This is a genomic window from Mangrovimicrobium sediminis (genome assembly GCF_004745945.1).
In the GTDB taxonomy this organism is placed as follows: domain Bacteria; phylum Pseudomonadota; class Gammaproteobacteria; order Pseudomonadales; family Halieaceae; genus Mangrovimicrobium; species Mangrovimicrobium sediminis.
In genome coordinates this window covers 292,892-306,900 of sequence record NZ_SRLE01000004.1, presented here as the reverse complement: position 1 = coordinate 306,900, position 14,009 = coordinate 292,892, and the positions used below count along the sequence as shown (strand labels likewise).

Here is a 14,009-nt window from a genome sequence, read left to right as displayed (position 1 = left end):
GTCTATTCCTCCGTGTAGCGCTTGATCAGCATCTTGCCCAGGGCCATCTGGTGCACCTGGTCCGGGCCGTCCGCCTGGCGGCACCAGCGGGCGTAGTTGAAGCCCTCGGCCATGCAGTAGTCGCTGGTCAGGCCGCCGGCACCGTGAATCTGCATGCAGCGATCGATGATGGTCTGCACCATCAGCGGCACGCTGGTCTTGCTCGCGGCGATCAGGTCCATGGCGCCCTTGGCGCCGACCTCGTCCATGCGGGCGCAGGTCTTCAGGACAAGCAGGCGGGCCATCTCGATTTCCGAGAAGCACTTCGCGATGTCCTCGCGTACCGACTGGTGCTCCGCCAGCTTGCGGCCGAAGGTGGTGCGACTCACCGACCGCGCGCAGGCCAGTTCCAGCGAACGCTGGGCGATACCGATGAGGCGCATGCAGTGGTGAATACGGCCCGGCCCCAGGCGCCCCTGGGCGATCTCGAAGCCGCGACCCTCGCCGAGCAGGATGTTCTCCAGCGGCACGCGCACATCGGTAAACCGCAGCTCCGCGTGACCGGTCGGCGCATCGTCGTAGCCCATGGTGGTCAGGGCGCGGACCAGTTCCAGCCCGGGCGTGCCCTTGGGTACCAGCACCTGGCTCTGCTGCTTGTGGCGACTGGGGTTGTCCGGGTCCGACTTGCCCATGACGATAAAGATTTTGGTGCGCTCGTACATGGCGTTGGTGATGAACCACTTGCGGCCGTTGAGCACCCATTCGTCGCCGTCGCGCTCGATGCGCAATTCCACGTTGGTGGCGTCGGAGGAGGCGACCTGCGGTTCGGTCATCGCGTAGGCGGAGCGGATCTCGCCGGCCAGCAGCGGGGTGAGCCACTGCGCCTGCTGTTCCTCGGTGGCGTATTTCATGAACACTTCCATGTTGCCGGTGTCCGGCGCGGAACAGTTGAAAATCTCCGGCGACCAGAACACCCGCCCCATGATTTCCGCCAGCGGTGCGTAGTCGAAGTTGCTCAGGCCCTCGTGATCGACGAACTGTGCCAGGCTCGGCGGCACGAACAGGTTCCACAGGCCCTCGGCCTGTGCCCTGGCTTTTAGCTCGTCCATCAGCGGTACCGCTGCCCAGCGGTTCTCGGCAGTATTGATCGCCTCGGCGTAGGCGTGTTCGTTGGGGTAGACATGCTCCTCCATGAACGCCTGCAGTTGTGCCTGCAGGGCCTGGGAGCGTTCGCTGAATTGGTACATGGGGCGTATCTCTTATTGCGACTGGGGTCGACGGCAAGCTTAGGGGGCGCTCGATAATCACTCAAATTTATTTATATAATAGGTCATCATTAATTTGAGTGATGAGAAAAGATGCGCCTGGACAGGATAGACCTCAATCTTTTTGTCGTCTTCGAGGCGGTGTACCGTGAGCGCAGCGTCACCCGTGTCGCCCAGGAGTTGCACCTGACCCAGCCCGCGGTGAGCAATGCCCTCGGCCGCCTGCGCCAGGCCTTCGCCGACCAGTTGTTCGTGCGCACGCCCCAGGGTATGCAGCCGACGCCGGTGGCAGACAACGTGATCGGCGACGTACGCCGGGCACTGTTGTTGCTACAGGACAGTATCGGCGTCGGCGCGCAGTTCGACCCGCAAAGCTCGGAAAAAGTCTTCCGGCTGGCGGTCAACGACCTGCTGTTGACGCTGCTGCTCCCGGTCCTGCACCGGCGCCTGTTGCCGGAAGCGCCCGGTGTGGTGCTGCAGGCGTTCTACCCCGGTCGCGAGGCGGCGGTGGCGGAACTCAAGGCGGGAGACATTGACCTGCTGGTGGATTCGCCGCAGATCAACGCCCGGGAACTGGGGCAGGCGCCGCTGGCCTGCCTGCCCTATGTGGTTGCGATGCGGCCCGGACACCCGCTGGCAAGCTCTCCGTTGACCCTCGACGCCTACCTTGGCGCAGACCACCTGCATGTTTCCGGCAGGCCGCGCGGGCGCGGGCACGTGGATATCGCGCTGCACGCACTGGGCCGGCGGCGGCAGGTGAAAGTGCGCCTGCAGCACCACGCCCCGGCAGCGGCGCTGACCGCTGACAGCGACCTGTTGTGGACCACCACGGAACTCGCCGCGCGCAACAGCGGTCTGCATTGCGTACCGCCGCCGTTTGCCGTCGAACCCCTGGCGCTCAACCTGTACTACAGCCGCAGCGCTGCGGAGGACCCGGCCAATCGATGGTTGCGCGAGCACTGCCTGGCCGCGGTGGCTGCTGGCGCCCTGCAGGCCGCTTGACTAGAATCCTGCAGGCTCGCCAGCCAGCGCGATGGATTCATGACTATCATCTGGAGAAATACAATGCATAAACTGGCTATTGCCCTGCGCAGCAGCGCGCTTGCCGCTGTCGTCCTGCTCGCTGCCTGCGCCGAAACCGGACCGAAAACCGAAGCCTACGGCGTGTCCTTCGACGGCCTGGAGCAGGTCACCGGTACCGGGTTCGCCGACGTCTATAAAAAGCCGGGGGTGCAACTCGGCGAGTACGACACCTTCGCCCTGGCACCATGCGAAGTGGCGTTCCGCAAGAACTGGCTGCGCGACCAGAACTCTTCCCGGCTGGACCTCACCAGTCGCGTCACGCAAAAAGATGTCGACCGGATCAAGGGGCAGTTGAGCGAAATGTGCACCGGCACATTCCGCGAGGAACTGGAAAAAGCACCGCCCTACAAACTGGTGGACGAGTTCCCCGAGGGTGAGCAGGTACTGGTGCTGGCACCGGCGATCATCAACCTCGACATCAACGCCCCGGACGTCATGTCCGCCGGTCGTTCGCGCAGCTATACCACGCAGTCCGGCGAGATGACCCTGTACCTGGAACTGAAGGACGGCGCCACCGGCGACACGCTGGCGAGGATTGTCGATCGGCGCAAGGACTTCGACGACATGCGCCTGCAGTGGACCAACTCCGTGAGTAACCGCGCCGATGCTCAACTGATCCTCAACCGCTGGGCGAAGTACCTGCGCGACGGGCTGGACGAAGTTCAGGCAGGTAAATGAGGCGCGTGTCGGCCAGCCAGGGCATGACCTGATGACCGGTGCATTGCGCCTGCTCCGGATCGCAGCACTGCTGGTCGCAGCATGGCTGCCATCGGCCGGAGCGGGCGCCGCCCCCGACCCCCTGCCATCCTGGGTGGCGGGGGCGAGTAAATCCGCCATCGTGCAATTCGTAACCACGGTCACCGACGCTGGGTCCGATGGCTTCGTGCCCCCCGCGGAGCGCATCGCGACCTTCGATAACGACGGCACCCTGTGGAGCGAACAGCCGCTGTATTTCCAGGGCTATTTCGCGCTGCAGCAGATTCGCGACATGGCCCCGGACCATCCCGAGTGGAAGGAGCGCGAACCCTATCGCAGCGTGCTGGCCAACGACCTGCCGGCGCTGCTCGCCCACGGCAAGGCCGGCTTGATGGAGGTGTTGCTCACCGCCCACTCGGGGATGACCGCGGACGAGTTCGTCGCCTCGGTGGCGCGCTGGCGCGAGAAGGCCCGCCACCCGGGCACCGGCAAGCCGTTTACGCAGATGGTCTACCAGCCCATGCTGGAGTTGCTCGACTACCTGCGCGACAACGACTTCAAGGTGTATATCGTCTCCGGTGGCGGTGTCGATTTCATGCGGGTCTTTGCCGAGGAGGTCTACGGCGTGCCGCCGGAACAGGTGGTCGGCTCCACACTGGATGCGACCCTGGAGATGCGCGACGGCATTCCCACCATCGTCAAGGCGCCCAAGTTGGTTCTGATAGACGACAAGGCGGGCAAGCCGGTGGGTATCTACCGGCATATCGGTCGTCGTCCGATCCTGGCCGGCGGCAATTCCGACGGCGACCTGCAGATGCTCGAGTACACCACCGTGCAGCGCAGCGGCGCCGATACCACGCCCCGACTGGGCCTGATCGTGCACCACACCGATGCCGAACGCGAATACGCCTACGACCGTGACTCCCACATGGGGCGGTTGGACAAAGCCCTGGATGTGGCGCCCGAGCGGGGCTGGCTGGTCGTGGACATGAAGCGGGACTGGAAGCGTGTGTATCCCGGCGAACAGTGATCGAGCGCCGGTACCCTTGTCAGTAGTGCTGTAGGTCTCTGCAGCGCCGCTGCGACGAGCTACCGGCCCGGGCCGCTCAGAAATTCCAGCGCGCGCTGACACCCATCTGGTAGGTGAACGGTTTGTCGTAGCCCCGCGGCTGGGCAGCTTCACCGCCTGCGTCGGCGTCCAGGTAGTTGAGGTACCCGCGGAAGCTCAGCGATGTGTTGAGTTCGTACTCGCCGCCCACCCCCACCTGCAGGCGCGGGTCCAGCACCGCCGAGGGTGTGCGACCCCACAGTGCATCCGTATTGCGGTCGTAGCTGAAATCCGCAGTCAGCATGAGTCGCGGCGTCACCACGTATTCCAGGCCCACGGCGACATCGCTGGTGCCGCGGGAGTGGCGGGCGATGAAGGGCAGGGCGTTGGCCTGGTCGACCATCTGGTCGAGCGCGTTCCAGTTGTCCCAGCCCAGGGTCAGGTCCAGCGCCAGTTGTTCGCTGAACTGGTGGTACAGGCCCAGCCTTGCAGATTCCGGACGCTCGCGCTGGCTGACAGGGCCGGGAAGGCGGAAGCCCGAGCCGGGCGCGGCAACCCTGCCCGGTCGGTAATCGATGCCGATGTGGGTGGTGTCCGAGAGGCGGTAGTTGAGGTCGGCGGCGGCCGGTTGCTGGTAGGTGAACAGGCGGGGAGAAAGCGCCAGCGCGGGGGGTTCCGCCCGGGCCGAGAGCGTCGGGGCGAGACCCACGAGTGCCGCGCCCACCGCTGTTACAGCCGTACCCGGGCCCTTCAAGGCCCTTGCCAATTGCCCTACCACAGCAACCTCCCCGACCGGCCCGGGAGCCGGTATCTGGTCGCGCAGCCCCCCTAGACAGCCGCTGGAAAATCGCGGCTCGCCGGGCAGTGCGATGAATTCTCAGGTTAGCACACCCTCACCGGCTGTCTACTGCGCCGCCTGTATCGGATATGGCGCTATTCGGCGGGAATACCGAGGGCAAACACCAGCAGGCAGGCGCCGCCCAGCAGGCCGTAGCCGACAACGCGCCAGCGGCGATGTGCCAGGCCGCGCTCACCCCAGGCCACCTGCAGCGCGACCAGGCACTGCAGGGCGTAGAACAGGGCGAAAGCCCGCGATGCATAGGCGATGATCTGGTTCACGTTGCTCGACCAGGTGATCGCGAGGGTTGCCAGCAGCACGAAGGCGTAGGCATAGCGGATGGGCAGTCGGCCGTGGGTAATGTCCTCGACCAGGCCGCCCGCAGCCTCGTTGTCCGCCGCCGCGGCGCTGAACTGGCTGCTGATGGCGGCGATGGCGATCAGCGCCGGCAGAACCGCCGCCACCGGGCCCATCAGGTGAATGATGGCGGTGACGTCGGCGCCGGTATCGCCGGTGAACAACACCGTCGCCAGGCCGATGAAGACCAGGTAGACCGCCGCCGAGATCCATTGCGCGAGGCGCATGGTGGCGATGCGTTCCTCGGCGCAGTGTTCATCGCCCAGGTAGCGCGAGGTCTCGAAACCTTGCACCACGATCAGCAAGCCGAGCAGCACACGCAGGTCGTGCCCGTCGGCGCCGGACGCCAGCGTCGGCAGTTGCCACTGCCCGGAGACGGCCAGGCCGGCGTTGTAGATGGCCAGGGCCAGCAGCAGTGCGCCGATCATCCCCAGGTTCAATGCCACCGTGTACTTTTCCAGCCCTTCGAGCATGTCGAGTCCCCGCCACATGCCGATGCCGCCGATCAGGACCAGCAGCGCAGTGGTGGTGAGTTCCTCGAACATCTCCGATTCGATTCCGAGCCCGGTGCCCAGGAATGCCGCCAGCAGTTGCAGGTAGTAGCTCACGGAAATGAAATAGGCGCCCGAAAGCACGACACGCGAGAGAAAGGCCAGGGTCTGCGTCGGACCGTGGCCCGCGTGTTCGATGGGTTCGAAATAGCGGATGTTGAAGCGGATGGCGCCGCCGATGGTGTAGGCCAGGAGCAACAGGCAGGCCATTGCCGGGAGCGCGTAGAGACCCACGGTCGTGGCCAGCAGCGGGGCGCTGACCAGGAAGCCGCTGCCCATGATGGAGGCCAGCGGCGTGACGGTCGCTTTCCAGCGCGAGGAGCGCGCCAGCCGCGGCGAGAAGGCGAGGTAGCCAGCGATTGCCGCTGCGGCGAGCAGGACGATGGCGTTGATCACGGTGTTCTCCTTTCGTTTTCCGACACTTGTCGAACAGTTGTCCTGTAGTTGTCCTGTAGTTGTCCTGGAGCCGTGCTTGAGCCGTTCTGTGGTCCGACCGAGCCTGCCTGTGATTGCGTGGACAAATGCACTGCGCAGCGCATTGACCGGGGCAGAAACAGCGCTAGCCACGCGGCGATGGGTGTTTTCCACGGCCGATGCAGCGCATAATACGCGTTTCAGAAACCTGATTTTGGAGTAGGCATGCTGCAAGCGACCGAGTCGCTGGCCGACGGCCAGGTACTGGTCAGCCGGGGCCAGGGTATCGCACTGGTAGAACTCAATCGCCCGGAACAGTTCAACGCGTTGACCCTGGCCCTGCTGGACGGCCTGCGCGCGGCACTCGAGGCCCTGTCCGACGACCCCGCCGTGCACGCCATCGTCCTTACCGGGCGCGGCAAGGCGTTCTGCGCCGGCCTGGACCTCAACGTGCTCACCGAGGACAACAGCGTGCTGGCCCGCGACGATTTCCTCGGCTACGACGCGCCGCTGATGCAGGCCTTTGCCCGCTGCTGCAAGCCGCTGATAGGCGCGATCAACGGCGTGGCGGTCACTGGCGGTTTTGAACTGGCCCTGGCCTGTGACTTTATTTACGCGTCGGAAAAAGCCCGCTTCGCCGACACCCATGCGCGGGTCGGCCTGCTGCCCGGGTGGGGGTTGTCACAGAAGCTGCCGCGCCTGGTCGGTATCAACCGCGCCCGCGAGATCAGTTTCACCGGCGACTATTTCAGCGCGCAGGAGGCCTGCGACTGGGGGCTGGTCAACCGCGTGTTCCCGGCGGACGATCTCCTCGAATCGACACTGGAGTGCGCGCGGCAGATCGCAACATGCATCCCCGACACCCTCGAGCACATCAAGGCGATGATGAACGAGGGTTGGGAAGACAGCCTGGCCAACGGCCTGGCGATGGAAGGCCAGCGCTCGCGTGCCTATAACAGCAAGGTGGATGTCTCGGTGATGGAGGAGCGCCTGGCGCAACTTCGCGCGCGCGGCAAGCGCAGCTGAGCACAGTCCTTCCCTCAAGAGCCCCTATTCAAAGAATTGCACAGGAGTTAAATCCCCATGTGGTACGCCATTATCAGCCAGGACGCGGATGACACCCTGGCCCTGCGCATGGCCAACCGGCCGGCACACCTGGCCCGGGTGCAGGAACTGCTCGAGCAGGGACGCCTGCTGCTCGCCGGGCCGCACCCGGCGGTGGATGCCGAGGACCCGGGCGAGGCGGGTTTCACCGGCAGCCTGATCGTCGCCGAATTCGATTCCCTGGAGGCCGCGCAGGCCTGGGCCGACGCCGACCCGTATGTGATCAACGGCGTGCACAAGAGCCTCAAGGTCAAGCCCTTCAAGAAGGTGTTGCCGTGAGCGCGGCAGGCCCGGGGAGGGCGGTGCGGTGAGCGCGGTGCGACCGCGGCGTTCCGTGCTGTACATGCCGGGCTCAAACGCGCGTGCGCTGGACAAGGCGCGCAGCCTGCCTGCCGATGCCCTGATTCTGGACCTCGAGGACGCGGTAGCGCCCGAGGCCAAGGCCGAAGCGCGCAGCCTGGTGGTGCAAGCGCTGCAGGCGGGGGGTTACGGCGAGCGCGAACTGATCGTGCGGGTCAACGCCCCGGGTTCGGCCTGGTGGCGGGATGACCTGGCGGCGCTGGGGCGCAGTGGCGTTCGACCGGATGCGCTGCTGTTCCCCAAGATCGGTTCGCCCGAGCACCTGCTGGCAGCTATCGACGCAGCTGACTCCGCCGATTGCGACGATGGCATCCCGGTGTGGATCATGGCGGAGACACCGCAGTGCATCCTGCAGATCGGCCAGATTGCCTGCACCCACCCGCGCCTTGCCGGCATCGTGCTGGGCACCTCCGACCTGGCCAAGGATACCCGGGTGCGCCACACCCGCGAGCGCCTCGGGTTTATCGCTGCGCTCAACCTCTGTGTGTACGCCGCCCGCGCCAACGAACTGGCGGTGATCGACGGCGTGCACCTCGACCTGGAAGACAACGAGGGCCTGGCCTTCGCCTGTGCCCAGGGGCGTGAACTCGGCTTCGACGGCAAGAGCCTGATCCACCCGCGGCAGATCGAGGCGGCCAACCTGGCCTTCGCCCCCGACGCCGCCGAGCTGGCCTCGTCGCGGGAGATCATCGAGGCGTTTGAAAACGCCAGTGCCGAGGGCAAGGGCGTGGTAGTGGTGCGCGGCCGGTTGGTCGAAGCACTGCACGTGGAGGAAGCCCGGCGCACGCTGGCACTGGCCGAGGCTATCGCGGCGCGCTAGCCGACACGGCGGGTAGCTTCCGCCGGCAGAAAATAACAAGAGAACAATAAGAGCAGACTAAGCGTCGCCCGGCGACGACAGGAGGTCTACATGTTGCAGGAAAAGACCGCCAGGATGAGTATTTTTCGCTTCGCCGAAGCGGTGGATCTCGAGGACACTGGCATCATGCGTCACGCACCGCTGACTCCGGTACAGGCCGAGGGCGTGCAGGCGCTGGTCGACGCCGGCTACGGCGAGGGCGCGCGCTCACGCGTGCTGGTCGACCTGCCCGGATTCAGCCTGGTGCACGTCTGGTTCAAGGCGGAGTTCCCGCTGCTGCTGCACAGTCACGACCAGGATTGCCTGTATTACGTGATCGCGGGGTCGCTGCGCCTGGGCCGCGAGACGCTCGAGGCCGGCGACGGGTTCTTCATCGAAGCTGACGTTCCCTACACCTATACGGCAGGTCCCGAGGGCGTAGAGGTACTCGAGTACCGCAACGCGAACGGCTTCGATTTCGTCAACCACGCCCGCGACGCCGCGTTCTACCAGCGCGCGGCGCAGATAGCCGCCAGCCAGCGCCAAGCCTGGCTGGATATGCCGCCGCCCTCGGCGGCCAGAAAATAACCCCAGAAAAACCGAAAAAAAACACAATGACCGACAATAACCACAATGAAAAAGGAGAACACCGGTGAGCGGTGAAACCTACCAGCCTGGCGTGCCTGAAACCGCCAGCACTTTTCCCCAGTTTATTCGCGCCATCGCGGCCGCCTATGGCGACGCCGTTGCGGTTCGTTTCCAGGATCCGGCGCTGCCGGAAGAAACCATCACCTTCGCGGCACTCGAACGCGAATCCGCCCGGTTGGCCCGCGCGCTGCTCGCCCGCGGTGCCGGCAAGGGCACGCGCATCGGGTTTATCGCGGCGAACAGTGTGGGCTTTGTCGTGCAGTTCTGCGCCATCGCCCGCATCGGCGCCATCGCCGTGCCCCTGAGCACCCTGCTCAAGTCGCACGACCTGGTGCGCGTGCTGCGCCAGTCCGATGTCACAGGCCTGATCGTGCAACGCCAGATCCTGGGCAAGGACTACGCACAGCGTGTCGCCGAAGCACTGCCGGGCCTCTATGGCTGTGCCCAGGAACTGCGCCTGACCGATGTGCCGTTCCTGCGCTGGGTGGTCTCCGATGGCGACGACCTGCCGCAGGGTGTGCGCGCGCGCAGCTGGTTGTTGGCCGAGGCGGAGAGCGTCGACGAGGCCCTGCTCGAGGCGGTGGAGGCGGAGATCTACCCGACCGACCAGGTCATGGAGATCTACACCTCGGGCTCGATGGCCATGCCCAAGGGCGTCAAGCACAACCACGGGGCGGTGCTCGCGCGCACCCACTTCCTGCGCCGCAAACTGCCCTTGCAGTCCGGCCAGGAATACCCGGCGCTGATGCCGATGTTCTGGGTCGGCGGCCTGATGATGTACCTGCTCCCCAACCTGGCCGCCGGTGCGGCCACCCTGTGCGCCGAGGCGACCCTGCGCAACAGCCGCTACGCCATGGGCAGCGTGCTCGCCGAGGGCGACGAGATGCGCCCGCCGGAGGGCTGGCCGATCTGGGCACTGGGTATGACCGAGACCATCGGGCCGTACTCCTGGGGTGACGAGGTGCGCGTGCCGGGCTACCCCCTGTGCCCGCCGCTGGATCACATCGCCGACGGCTTCGAAGTCCGAGTTGCGGACGAGAACGACCAACCGGTGGCCGAGGGCGAGCGCGGCGAAATCCAGGTGCGCGGTTATGCGTTGACACCGGGCCTGCACAAGCTCGAACGCGAGGGCTATTTCACCGCGGACGGCTACTACCACACCGGCGACATGGGTGAACGCCACGGTGAGCGTATCCTGTTTGTCGGCCGCGACGGCGACATGATCAAGACCGCCAGTGCCAACGTCTCCCCGGCCGAGGTCGAGCAGGAAATGCAGCAACTGGAGGGGGTGCACTCCGCCTATGTGCTGGGCATCCCGGACCAGGAGCGCGGCCAGTTACTGGTGGCGGCGGTGGTGCCGCGCGACGGTGAGACCGTCGAGCCGGAGGCGCTGCGCGCCGCCCTGGGCGAGTGCCTGTCGAGCTACAAGGTGCCGCGCGAGTACGTGGTCATCTCGCGCGAGGAAGTGCCGCTGCTGCCCAGCAACAAGGTGGCGCGGCGCGAACTCGAGGTGATGCTCGCGCAGCGACTGGGACGCGCCTGAGCCGGGGCAACCGGCGCCGATGATCGTGTCCGAAAATGGCTAGCAGTCGCCGGCGGCGGGCACTACAGTGTCCGCCATGACTGCTGCCGACCTAGACCCCTCCCACTGTTACGCCGCCGTTAAGGCCCATGACACCCGTTTCGACGGCGTCTTCTTTGTCGGCGTGACCAGCACCGGTGTCTACTGTCGCCCGGTGTGCCGGGTGCGCACGCCGCTGGCGAAAAACTGCCGATTTTTCGCCCATGCAGCCGCGGCCGAGCAGGCGGGCTTTCGTCCCTGTCTGCGCTGCCGGCCGGAACTGGCCCCGGGCAACGCGCCCAGCGATGCGGTGAGCCGGCTCGCCCAGCGCGCCGCCATCCGCATCCGGGAGGGCGCCCTGCAGGGCGATTCGCTGGAAAACCTGGCCGCGCAGATGCAGGTCAGCAGCCGCCAATTGCGACGCGCGGTGGAGCAGGAATTCGGTGTCAGCCCCATCGCCCTGGCGCAGACATATCGCCTGTTGCTGGCCAAGCAATTGCTGACCGAGACCTCCCTGAAGGTTGTCGATATCGCCTTTGCCAGCGGCTATTCCAGCCTGCGGCGCTTCAACGACGCGTTCCGCCGCCACTACCGTTTGAGCCCCTCGGACCTGCGCAGCCAGCGCGGCAGACAGGCGGCGGGCGAGGGCGTGCGGCTGCGGCTGTCCTACCGTCCCCCCCTGGCGTGGGAGGCGCTGGCGGGCTTTCTCGGCTCGCGCAGTGGCGGCGGGCTGGTCAGTTACGACGGCGAGCGTTTTACCGGCAGCTTGCGTACACGCTCTGCGGTAGGCTGGTTCAGCGCGCGCGATGTACCCGGCCAGCATCATCTTGAGGTGCATATCGCGCCTGCGCTGGTCCCGCAAATCAGCCAGGTGGTGGCGCAATTACGCCAGCTGTTCGACCTCGACGCGCACCCGCAGGTCGTCGATGCGCAGCTGGCCGGCGATCCGCTACTGGCGCCACTGGTGGCGGCGACGCCGGGGCTGCGTATTCCCGGCACCGTCGATGGCTTTGAACTCGCCCTGCGCGCCGTGCTCGGCCAGCAGGTGTCGGTAAGGGCCGCTTCAACGGTATTCACGCGCTTCGTGGAGCGGTTTGGCGAACCGCTGGAGACACCCTTGCCCGGCATCGAGCGACTGCCGCCGGATGCGACAGCGATAGCCGCTGCCGATGTCACCGAACTGGCGACACTGGGGCTTAACCGGCGGCGTGCTGAAACCGTCTGGCACCTGGCGCGGCTGGTTGCCGAGGGCACGTTCGAATTGCACCCCGGCACAGACGTCGAGCGCACCCGCGCGCAGTTGCTGGCGATTCCCGGCATCGGGCCGTGGACCACCGATTACATTGCCATGCGCGCCCTGGGTGACCCGGACGCCATGCCGCAGTCGGACCTCGGCCTGATGCGCGCGCTGGGCGTCGACAAGCCCGCGGGGGTACACAGCGCGGCGCAGGGCTGGCGACCCTGGCGAGCCTACGGCGCCATGCACTGCTGGCACTGCCTCGCCAGCGGCGGATGAACAGGAGCGAAATATGCAACAGACCACGGTTTACTACAGTGTGATCGACTCACCGATCGACCCCCTGTTGTTGTCGGGCGACGGCGAGCGCCTGCGCGGCGTGCAGATGGGCGCGACGAAGCCAGACCAGGGTGGGGCGGTGAACTGGCATCGCGATGACGCACTGTTCGCGGCGGCGCGGGCGCAGTTGCAGGCCTATTTTGGCGGGGAACTGAAGGAATTCGACCTGCCGCTGGACCTCGCCGGCACCGGGTTCCAGTGCGAGGTCTGGGCAGCGCTGCAGGCGATTCCCTTCGGCGTCACTGCGAGCTATGCAGAACTTGCCGAGCGGGTGGGGCGGCCGCGTGCGGTGCGGGCTGTCGGCCAGGCCAACGGCAGGAACCCGCTGGCGATCGTGGTGCCCTGCCACCGGGTCATCGGCGCCGACGGCAGCCTGACCGGCTACGCCGGCGGCGTGGCGCGCAAACAGTGGCTGTTGCGGCACGAGGGCGTGGCGACCGTGCAGCGGACCATGTTCTGATCATCCGCAGGCGCGCAGGCAGGGTTGCCGTACCTGCTGATCCCGCACCCTGCGCAATCCCGCGGTGTGCCCCGGTTCACAAAATCATCGAATCCGTAGATATTTTCGAAAATGGCCTAAACCTGCCTCCTGCGCTGCCGATAGCGTGAATGTCCGGGCAACTTCTGCCCGAAAGGAGGTCTCTGTACGATGATTGGCACCCAAAGCTTCACCCAGCTGGTTCCCGCCACCGCACCCAGCGTCCACGCGATGCCCCCGCTGGCAATCGATGCCAACCAGGCAAAACGCCGCGCCGTGAGTGCGATTACCCGCCTGCTGTGGGCCGAGATCCACGGCCGTTGCGGTGTACGTGTCGAGGTTCCGCGCTTCGAAGTTGGCCAATTACGTGAAGATGGCCCCGCTGTCAGGTTGCTGACGAAACACTGAGTTCCCCGGTCCGGGCGCTGCGCCACTCGTAGCGCCTGGTACCTGCAAGTTCTTCCCCGGGCTGCAGCCCGACATCCACCGCACCGGCTTTTTCCAGCACCCGCTGGGAAGCGCGATTTTCCGGCGCCACGGTGGCGATAACCAGGTCCAGGCCAAACTGGTTCTGGGCGGCTTCCAGCAGTGCGCGCACGATCTCGCTGGCGAAGCCCTGGCCCCAGTAGCTGCGCAGGAATGCGTACTTGATTTCAGCCTCGGCTTGGTCGTCGGGATGTACCAGGCCGGCAAAGCCGATTACCTGTCCTGTCGCGTGTTCGACGAGGGCGAACATGCCGTAGCCACGGTTTGCGTAGTTCTCCAGCGTCCTGGTGAGCCAGGCCTTGCATTCGGGCCGGCTGATGGGTGAACCGTCGCCCACCCAGCGCATCGCCAGCGGGTCCGAGTAGACCTCGTAGAGCGCGGCCAGGTCAGATTCATCCAGGTGCCGGCAACCCAGGCGCGCGGTTTCGAAGAGTGTGTCGACCATGGAATGTGGGGCACTCCGGGCAACAAAAACCTGCCAGAAAGGCTAGGTGACACCCCGCTCGCAGGCAAGCTGTAACTGGTGATTTCTCCGGTTTGGTGCAGGCACCGCGCGACGGATATAGGCACGTTGTCCAACACGGGCAATTGTCCTCCCAAGCGCAGGGCGGTGGCGCGGCACCAAGCGTTGTCCCCCCACGGGGGTATGGTTGGCCTCCTCGCGGCGTGATTACACTCGTTGCATTCCCCAGTTCAAAAAACCAGCGGCCGCCGTCGTCGTTTCGGG

At 65.9% G+C, this 14,009-nt stretch carries 15 protein-coding genes; 11 read left to right on the top strand and 4 right to left on the bottom strand.

The window, feature by feature from the left end:
- Positions 1 to 2: 2 nt before the first annotated feature.
- Positions 3 to 1,226, bottom strand: a complete 1,224-nt coding sequence (locus E4634_RS04790) for an acyl-CoA dehydrogenase family protein (RefSeq protein ID WP_135441451.1) — start codon at positions 1,224 to 1,226, stop codon at positions 3 to 5.
- A gap of 111 nt (positions 1,227 to 1,337) precedes the next feature.
- Between E4634_RS04790 and E4634_RS04785 the strand changes: the two genes are divergently transcribed.
- The 3 genes from E4634_RS04785 (at position 1,338) to E4634_RS04775 (ending at position 4,053) form a co-directional block, all read left to right on the top strand.
- The gene (locus E4634_RS04785; protein WP_135441450.1) at positions 1,338 to 2,246 is read left to right on the top strand and encodes a LysR family transcriptional regulator; all 909 of its coding nucleotides are present in this window, start codon (positions 1,338 to 1,340) and stop codon (positions 2,244 to 2,246) included.
- Between the two features lie 63 nt (positions 2,247 to 2,309).
- Positions 2,310 to 3,005, top strand: coding sequence for a DUF3313 family protein (locus E4634_RS04780; RefSeq protein ID WP_167854770.1), 696 nt, complete (start codon positions 2,310 to 2,312; stop codon positions 3,003 to 3,005).
- Positions 3,006 to 3,165: 160 nt separating this feature from the next.
- On the top strand, positions 3,166 to 4,053 hold the full coding sequence (locus tag E4634_RS04775; RefSeq protein WP_240725088.1) for an HAD family hydrolase: 888 nt from the start codon (positions 3,166 to 3,168) through the stop codon (positions 4,051 to 4,053).
- 76 nt (positions 4,054 to 4,129) lie between these two features.
- Here the strand turns inward: E4634_RS04775 and E4634_RS04770 are convergent, their stop codons facing one another.
- Both E4634_RS04770 and E4634_RS04765 read right to left on the bottom strand, forming a co-directional pair.
- Positions 4,130 to 4,795, bottom strand: coding sequence for an outer membrane protein transport protein (locus E4634_RS04770; RefSeq protein ID WP_167854769.1), 666 nt, complete (start codon positions 4,793 to 4,795; stop codon positions 4,130 to 4,132).
- A 209-nt stretch (positions 4,796 to 5,004) separates the two neighbouring features.
- Positions 5,005 to 6,213, bottom strand: coding sequence for an Aq_097 family APC-type transporter (locus E4634_RS04765; RefSeq protein WP_135441446.1), 1,209 nt, complete (start codon positions 6,211 to 6,213; stop codon positions 5,005 to 5,007).
- Between the two features lie 243 nt (positions 6,214 to 6,456).
- Between E4634_RS04765 and E4634_RS04760 the strand changes: the two genes are divergently transcribed.
- From E4634_RS04760 to E4634_RS04725, 8 genes are all read left to right on the top strand, one after another.
- Positions 6,457 to 7,257 carry an enoyl-CoA hydratase gene (locus E4634_RS04760; RefSeq protein ID WP_135441445.1) on the top strand — a complete coding sequence of 267 codons (801 nt, stop codon included), beginning with the start codon at positions 6,457 to 6,459 and terminating at the stop codon, positions 7,255 to 7,257.
- A 57-nt stretch (positions 7,258 to 7,314) separates the two neighbouring features.
- Positions 7,315 to 7,614, top strand: coding sequence for a YciI family protein (locus E4634_RS04755; RefSeq protein WP_135441444.1), 300 nt, complete (start codon positions 7,315 to 7,317; stop codon positions 7,612 to 7,614).
- Between the two features lie 28 nt (positions 7,615 to 7,642).
- A complete protein-coding gene (locus E4634_RS04750; RefSeq protein WP_240725087.1) occupies positions 7,643 to 8,515 on the top strand; it encodes an HpcH/HpaI aldolase/citrate lyase family protein in 873 nt (290 codons plus the stop codon).
- Positions 8,516 to 8,605: 90 nt separating this feature from the next.
- Positions 8,606 to 9,121, top strand: coding sequence for a cupin domain-containing protein (locus tag E4634_RS04745; protein ID WP_135441443.1), 516 nt, complete (start codon positions 8,606 to 8,608; stop codon positions 9,119 to 9,121).
- Between the two features lie 64 nt (positions 9,122 to 9,185).
- Positions 9,186 to 10,724: a class I adenylate-forming enzyme family protein gene (locus E4634_RS04740; protein ID WP_135441442.1), complete on the top strand. Its 1,539-nt coding sequence runs from the start codon at positions 9,186 to 9,188 to the stop codon at positions 10,722 to 10,724.
- 76 nt (positions 10,725 to 10,800) lie between these two features.
- The gene (locus E4634_RS04735; protein WP_135441441.1) at positions 10,801 to 12,258 is read left to right on the top strand and encodes an AlkA N-terminal domain-containing protein; all 1,458 of its coding nucleotides are present in this window, start codon (positions 10,801 to 10,803) and stop codon (positions 12,256 to 12,258) included.
- 13 nt (positions 12,259 to 12,271) lie between these two features.
- Positions 12,272 to 12,778: a methylated-DNA--[protein]-cysteine S-methyltransferase gene (locus E4634_RS04730; protein ID WP_135441440.1), complete on the top strand. Its 507-nt coding sequence runs from the start codon at positions 12,272 to 12,274 to the stop codon at positions 12,776 to 12,778.
- 189 nt (positions 12,779 to 12,967) lie between these two features.
- The gene (locus E4634_RS04725; RefSeq protein WP_135441439.1) at positions 12,968 to 13,204 is read left to right on the top strand and encodes a hypothetical protein; all 237 of its coding nucleotides are present in this window, start codon (positions 12,968 to 12,970) and stop codon (positions 13,202 to 13,204) included.
- On the opposite strand, the gene E4634_RS04720 is transcribed toward E4634_RS04725, so the two are convergent.
- The gene (locus tag E4634_RS04720) at positions 13,182 to 13,727 is read right to left on the bottom strand and encodes a GNAT family N-acetyltransferase (RefSeq protein WP_135441438.1); all 546 of its coding nucleotides are present in this window, start codon (positions 13,725 to 13,727) and stop codon (positions 13,182 to 13,184) included. The genes E4634_RS04725 and E4634_RS04720 overlap by 23 nt on opposite strands.
- Positions 13,728 to 14,009 lie beyond the last annotated feature (282 nt).

Coding starts and splice junctions, on each gene's coding strand:
- E4634_RS04790 (WP_135441451.1), bottom strand. CDS start 1,226: ATGTACCAATTCAGCGAACGCTCCCAGGCCCTGCAGGCACAACTGCAG.
- E4634_RS04785 (WP_135441450.1), top strand. CDS start 1,338: ATGCGCCTGGACAGGATAGACCTCAATCTTTTTGTCGTCTTCGAGGCG.
- E4634_RS04780 (WP_167854770.1), top strand. CDS start 2,310: ATGCATAAACTGGCTATTGCCCTGCGCAGCAGCGCGCTTGCCGCTGTC.
- E4634_RS04760 (WP_135441445.1), top strand. CDS start 6,457: ATGCTGCAAGCGACCGAGTCGCTGGCCGACGGCCAGGTACTGGTCAGC.
- E4634_RS04755 (WP_135441444.1), top strand. CDS start 7,315: ATGTGGTACGCCATTATCAGCCAGGACGCGGATGACACCCTGGCCCTG.
- E4634_RS04745 (WP_135441443.1), top strand. CDS start 8,606: ATGTTGCAGGAAAAGACCGCCAGGATGAGTATTTTTCGCTTCGCCGAA.
- E4634_RS04735 (WP_135441441.1), top strand. CDS start 10,801: ATGACTGCTGCCGACCTAGACCCCTCCCACTGTTACGCCGCCGTTAAG.
- E4634_RS04730 (WP_135441440.1), top strand. CDS start 12,272: ATGCAACAGACCACGGTTTACTACAGTGTGATCGACTCACCGATCGAC.
- E4634_RS04725 (WP_135441439.1), top strand. CDS start 12,968: ATGATTGGCACCCAAAGCTTCACCCAGCTGGTTCCCGCCACCGCACCC.
- E4634_RS04720 (WP_135441438.1), bottom strand. CDS start 13,727: ATGGTCGACACACTCTTCGAAACCGCGCGCCTGGGTTGCCGGCACCTG.